At 60.7% G+C, this 6,362-nt stretch carries 5 protein-coding genes; 2 read left to right on the top strand and 3 right to left on the bottom strand.

Going from position 1 to position 6,362, the window contains the following annotated elements:
• Window positions 1-702: LysR substrate-binding domain-containing protein (locus EN994_RS13555; protein ID WP_127307583.1), on the top strand; the 702-nt coding region annotated here is incomplete at its 5' end.
• A gap of 7 nt (window positions 703-709) precedes the next feature.
• Here the strand turns inward: EN994_RS13555 and argE are convergent.
• On the bottom strand, window positions 710-1,870 hold the full coding sequence (gene argE / locus EN994_RS13550) for an acetylornithine deacetylase (RefSeq protein WP_063168702.1): 1,161 nt from the start codon (window positions 1,868-1,870) through the stop codon (window positions 710-712).
• A 276-nt stretch (window positions 1,871-2,146) separates the two neighbouring features.
• Here argE and EN994_RS13545 point away from each other — a divergent pair, with 276 nt between their 5' ends.
• Window positions 2,147-4,216, top strand: coding sequence for an NAD(P)-binding protein (locus EN994_RS13545; RefSeq protein ID WP_063168701.1), 2,070 nt, complete (start codon window positions 2,147-2,149; stop codon window positions 4,214-4,216).
• Window positions 4,217-4,336: 120 nt separating this feature from the next.
• Here the strand turns inward: EN994_RS13545 and EN994_RS13540 are convergent, their stop codons facing one another.
• On the bottom strand, window positions 4,337-5,470 hold the full coding sequence (locus EN994_RS13540; protein WP_063168700.1) for a hypothetical protein: 1,134 nt from the start codon (window positions 5,468-5,470) through the stop codon (window positions 4,337-4,339).
• Between the two features lie 148 nt (window positions 5,471-5,618).
• Complete coding sequence (locus tag EN994_RS13535; protein ID WP_063168699.1) at window positions 5,619-6,146, bottom strand: hypothetical protein; 528 nt, start codon at window positions 6,144-6,146, stop codon at window positions 5,619-5,621.
• Between the last annotated feature and the right edge of the window lie 216 nt (window positions 6,147-6,362).

The raw sequence follows: 6,362 nt of genomic DNA, 5'->3' as shown, positions 1-6,362 counted from the left end.
GTCGCCGGCGATTTTGCCGAGAAGGTGCGCGGCCCGCTGGCGGTGGGATGCCTGCTGACCTTTGCGCAGATCGTGCTGCCGGCGCTGCGCATGCGGTTCGAGCGTGCTTATCCCGATGTGCGCGTGCGCCAGTTCGAGCGCAATCAGGGGCAATTGCTTGAGATGCTGCAGCGCGGTGAAATCGACCTTGCCCTGACCTACGATCTCGAACTGTCGCAGGATATGACCTTCGAGCCGCTGATGTTGGTGCCGGCCTATGTCATGCTGCCGGCGGGCCATCGTTTCGCGGCCAAGGCGTCGATCACGACGGAGGAACTGGCCGACGAGCCGATGGTGCTGCTCGACCTGCCGTACAGCCGCGAATATTTCCTGTCGGCATTCCACCAGCGAGGGATCCGGCCCAACATTGCCGAGCGCACCGGCGACATTGCGGTCATGCGCTCCATGGTGGCCAACGGCTTCGGCTACGGCATCGCCAACATGCGGCCGCTCAACACGCTGGCGCCGGACGGCAAGCCGCTCGTCTTCGTGCCGTTGGACGGTGACCTGCGGCCGCTGACCATGGGCGTCGCCTTGCCCAATTCCGAACATCGTACGCAATCCGCCCAGGCGTTCATCGACCACTGCCGGCATTTTGTCGTCGAGCAAGGTGTGTTCGGCGCCGAGCGGGCCGTCGGCCAGGCAGCGCTTCCGCAGAAGTAGCGCCCGCTTACGCCAGTTGCTGGTCGGCAAGCCGCTTCAGCAATTTTTCCAGCATGTTGTCGCAGCGGCGCATCTGCTCGACGCTGACGAATTCGTCCGGCTTGTGCCCTTGCGCCATCGACCCCGGTCCGCACACGACCGTCGGCGTGCCGAGATCGCGGCTGAACAGGCCGCCTTCCGTGCCGAAGGCCATCTTGATGGTATTGTTGGCGCCGGTCAGCGATTTGACGAAGGCGACGGCTTGCGAACTGGCTGGCGTGTCCAGGCCGGGATAGGTGTTGGTGATGTCGATGTCGATTGCTGCCTCGGGCGCGATGGTCGAGGCTTCGGAAGCAATATGAGCAGCCTCCTTGCGCAGGCGGTCGAGAATCTCGTGCGGGTCGTCGGCTGCGACATTGCGGATCTCGAAGTCGACCTGGCAAAGGTTCGGCACGATGTTCAGCGCCACGCCTGCGTTGATCTTGCCGACATGGACGGTCGTGTATGAGATGTCGTAGTCGCCGTCGCGGGCGCCATCGCGCACCAGCCGGTCCTGTTCGCGGCGCAAGGCGGCGACGAAGTCGCAGCCGAGATGGATGGCGTTGAGCGCCAGCGGGGCCAGCGCCGAATGGCCTTCGCGCCCCTTGCAAAGCGCGCGTGCGGCAAGCTTGCCCTTGTGCCCCGTCGCCACCTGCATATCGGTCGGCTCGCCGACAATGCATAGCAGCGGCCGATGCGGGGCCGCTTGCAGCATGTCGACCAGGCTGCGCACACCGATGCAGCCGATCTCCTCGTCGTAGGAGAGTGCCAGGTGCAGAGGCGTCTTCAGCGTCATTTTCGCGGCCTTGAGGCACGCGGCGAGCGCGCAGGCCACAAAACCCTTCATGTCGGCCGCGCCGCGTCCGTAAAGCTTGCCGTCACGGTTCGTCATCTCGAAGGGCGGCAGCGTCCAGGCCTGGCCGTCGACGGGAACGACGTCGGTGTGACCGGACAGCATGATGCCGGAAGCATCAGTCGGTCCGATGGTGGCAAAGAGGTTGGCCTTGTGGCCGTCCTCGCTGTGGATGATCTGGCTGGCAGTGCCGTGTGCGTCTAGCAGGTCCGCCACGTAGTTGACGAGGGCGAGGTTCGAGTCGCGGCTCACCGTCGGGAATGCGAGCAGCTTTTCGAGGATCTGGATGCTGTCCATGCGTCTTGTGTCTCATTGGCCGTCGGTACTTCTAGCATCGCGTGGCCGGGGCCTTGAAGTCGCATTTGGCTCAGTCGGGATTCAGCGGATGCTAATCCGGATGTGTGCGATTAGGCGCGGCCTAACCGGCACAGAAGAAATCTGTTGTTTTCCGGCGCTTGCCGCAACTTATGAATGGTCTCACGGCATCAACCCACTGGGCTGGCCGGCTTGCGTCACGCCTCGAAACCATGATCGGGCGTGCTGCAGGGCGACGCTGGCAGGAAGGCACGTTCCATGCGCGATCCGCGTTATGATATTCTGTTTGAGCCCGTGAAGATCGGTCCGGTGACCGCCAAGAACCGCTTCTATCAGGTGCCGCATTGCAATGGCGGCGGCTATCGCGACCCTTCGGCCGCGGCCGAGATGCGCCGCACCAAGTCGGAAGGCGGCTGGGGCGTCATCTTCACCGAGCAAACCGAGATGCACCACACATCGGAGATCACGCCCTTCATCGAGCTCAGGCTGTGGGACGATGCCGATATTCCGGCGCTGGCGAAGATGGCCAAGGCAATGCACCAGCATGGCGCGCTGGCCGGCATCCAGCTGGCCTACTCAGGCATCAACGGGCCGAACCTCTACACCAAGGAAGTGCCGCGCGGGCCGTCGGCCCTGCCGATCCGCACCTTCACCAACGATCCGGTGCAGGCGCGCGCCATGGACAAGCAGGATATTCGCGACCTGCGCCGCTGGCATCGCAATGCCTTCAAACGGGCGAGGCTCGCGGGCTTCGATTTGGTGTGCCTCTACGGCGCGCATGGCTTCGGCATCATCCAGCACTTCCTGTCCACGGCCACCAACCAGCGCAGCGACGAATATGGCGGCTCGCTGGAGAACCGCTCGCGGCTGATGCGTGAGCTGATCGAAGAGGGCAGGGACGCTATCGGCGACACGTGCGGCCTGACGCTGCGGCTGTCGCTGGACGAGATGATCGGTGAGCTCGGCTTCGCCAATTCCGAAGTGCGCGACATGATCGAGATGCATGCCGATCTGCCCGACCTCTGGGACCTGGCGCATGGCGCCTGGGAGGACTGCTCCGGGCCGTCGCGGTTCAAGGAGGAGGGCGCGCAGGAGAGCCTGGTGTCCGGCATCAAGAAACTGACCTCGAAGCCGGTCGTAGGCGTCGGTCGCTTCACCTCGCCGGATGTGATGGTGAAGATGATCAAGTCCGGCACGCTGGATTTCATCGGCTGCGCGCGCCCATCGATTGCCGATCCCTTCCTGCCGAAGAAGGTGGAGGAGGGGCGCATCGAGGACATTCGCGAATGCATCGGCTGCAACATCTGCATCACCGGCGACATGACCATGTCGATCTCGCGCTGCACGCAGAACCCGACCTTCATGGAGGAATGGCGCAAGGGCTGGCATCCCGAACGCATGCAGGCCAAGGGCGATAGCGACAGCGTGCTGATCGTCGGCGCCGGCCCGGCCGGGCTGGAGGCGGCGCGTGCGCTCGGCCTGCGCGGCTATCAGGTGGCCATCGCCGAGGCCGGCACCGAACTTGGCGGCCGCGTGGCGCGCGAGTGCCGCTTGCCTGGTCTCTCGGCATGGGGACGCGTGCGCGACTACCGCCAGTACCAGATCAGCCAGATGTCCAATGTCGACGTCTATTTCGAAAGCCGATTGTCGGCGCAGGAGATACTGGACTTCGGCTTTCAGAACATTGCGCTTGCCACCGGCTCGACATGGCGCCGAGACGGCGTGGCGCGCGCGCATGTCGTGCCGATGCCGATCGACCCGGCCATGCCGGTCTACACGCCGGACGATCTGATGGCCGGCACTGTGCCGACCGGCAGTGTCGTGCTGTTCGACGACGACCACTACTACATGGGTGGCGTTCTGGCCGAGCTGATGGCGCGCCAGGGCGCGAAGGTGACGCTGGTGACGCCGTCGGCCTATGTATCCGACTGGACCCGCAACACGCTGGAGCAGGGCGCCGTCCATCGCCGGCTGGCCGAACTCGGCGTCGAGATCGTGCTGAACCGGACTGTGACGCGCATCGTGCCGGGCGGTGTTGCCACGGCGTGCGCCTATACGGGCAGCCAATTTGACATCGCCGCGGACGCCGTGGTGCTGGTCACGTCACGCCACCAGGACGATAGTGTCTGGCAGGAATTGAAGGCGCGGCGGGACGAATGGGCCGACAGCGGAATCCGCTCGATCAAAATCATCGGCGACGCCGAGGCGCCGGGTCCGATCGCCTGGGCAACCTATGCCGGTCACCGCTTCGCGCGCGAGCTGGATGAAGCCGATATCGGCGACGCACTGCCCTTCCGCCGCGAGGTCACGGCGTTGGCCGCGGAATAGGGCGCCTGCGGTTCGCTGCAGGCGACAGGGTCATCGCGTGAAGGGCGGATTTCAGCGCCGCTGCAGTGCTCGACCAGCAGGTTCTTTTAAAGTGCATAGCTGCGGGAATGGCTGTTGTCGCTACTCATCGTCGTCTTCGGTTTCCGGCTTAGGAGCCATGGCCTTAATGAAGGCATCTTCTACAGTGCGCGGAACTCTTCGACGGTCGGACATTTCAGATATTGCCTGTGCGATTGCTCCAACAGACGCCTTTCCGTCGATGCTTACGGTAGCTGTCAGATCTACAAATGTCGCAATTGCGTTTCGATAAAGCGCCGAGACCAAAAACCCAACGGGCTGACCGGAAGGTAAAACCAAGTGCTCCCGTCCAACTGGCTCGCCATGGAGAAAATTGTTTCTCGCTTGGTAAGCGAGAGCATACAGATAGCTGGGAAATGCTTTTCTTACGACGCTCTTTTTGCTCAACCGCACATCATGGACTTTTTCGCGAACTGCTTCACGCTCCCATTCACCGCGTTCAATCAATGCAAATACTTTCGCGCGGTTGGCTTCACCGCCAGGGCCAGGGTGCACGAGTATCTCAAATGCGCTTATCCAAAGCGACAGGGATCGGCCCCAGTCATATATCGTGGCGCCCGCGCTTTGCGGCATTTGCATTGCGGCATTAGCAGCGTTCAGAGAGCGAAATAGCGCAAGTTGTTCCCAGTGTGGCGTTCCGCCGGAAAATCTCTTCCTCCACCAGTCTAGCAAAACTTTTAGTAACGCTTCATCAATGTCCCAATCGCGAATCTGGACGACCGAAAGTCCTGGCGAGGAAAGCCCCCTAAATCCTTTGATCTGATGAAGTGCGCTTACGGCCGGAGTGTTCGCGATGAGGTGCTCGCCATTCCGATCGACCATCCAAGGATAAAGATCGAAAGAGTCAGAGTACATCGGTCGGGAATAATTGCGATGAGTTATGGCCGCAGCGCGTGCAAATGGGATGATGGACGCGGCAACGGCATCTCGAAAACCCGAGACAGCTTCGCTGTTGAGAAACTCGGCGGGCGTATCAGATCTCGCAACGAGCGCTGCGGGCGTAATCCTCACTCCGTGGCTGTTTGTAAACCTTCGGAAGAATGCTTTTAGATTTGGCTGCAGGGCAAAATTATCGGACAGGCGCGCGTCATCGCTGCCGATCATGGAGAATTGTTCTCCCTCAATCGGGTCTGTGACGACGATGTTCGGAAGCGCAGCGAGAATATTCCAACTCATCAAAGAAGCTCATTTCCCGGCATGATTATTTAGCGGTCGGCGCGACGCACATAAGCCTCGGCCGATCTAGGATATCGGTAGTGCGACTCTTTTCATGATCGGCTGATTGGCATCCAACGAAGCCGCAGACAATTGGATTCCGAATGATCTAGCGTTGCGCCGCTGCTCCCCGTCGATTTCTCTCCAACTCAACTCGACCAAAATTGGCGATAACGCTCTCACCCTCTTTATAGACTTTCAGCGCGAGATCTGAAGCATTGCTCAGCGTGTTGAGCGGCACACGTTTGATCGCTCGGCTTTTACGATCAGTAGCCTTCAATAATTTCGCAACGCTATTGGTCGCTAGAACATGTTCTCCACCGCTGTCGATAACCATACTGTGGGCGGCGAGGTTCCGAGCCCGGTTTACTTTTTCAACGCCGTCTGCGTAACGCAGGACTGGCTTCTTCCATTCGTCGTTGGATATCTGCGTGACAAATGCCTTCAGGATTTCAACTTTTCGGGCCGGGTCCAGGGCAGCGACAACCGCGAGTGTCAGCGCCTTCCCGCCAAGAGATAGAGCTGCCACCAAGACGGCATTTAACTGATTGTCTAAGAGTGAAGCCATGAGTACGATTCGGCCCACGACTTCACAGATCTCTTTTTCAGCTTCAGTCTCAGATTTCTTGTCGATCATTTTTCGTCCTCAGATCTGGTGCCGTTGCCGCCGTTGTAATCTCAACGCGATCAGCGCCATAGGCTGCTTGATCTCTGCCTTGGTTCCAGTTGCTGTTCCGGTCGTCTCAAACCGATTGACGTAGTGAATGCGTTAGCCGCAGTCGGTCCTACTGCCGCCAAAATCACAGCTATCCATTTCCAGCGTCCACCTCTATAGGCCTGCCAAGGCGTAGCG

This window comes from Mesorhizobium sp. M7A.F.Ca.CA.002.09.1.1 (assembly GCF_003998555.1).
Lineage (GTDB): Bacteria > Pseudomonadota > Alphaproteobacteria > Rhizobiales > Rhizobiaceae > Mesorhizobium > Mesorhizobium ciceri.
Note: the sequence above shows the minus strand (reverse complement) of the source record. Positions and strands in the feature narration are given on the sequence as shown.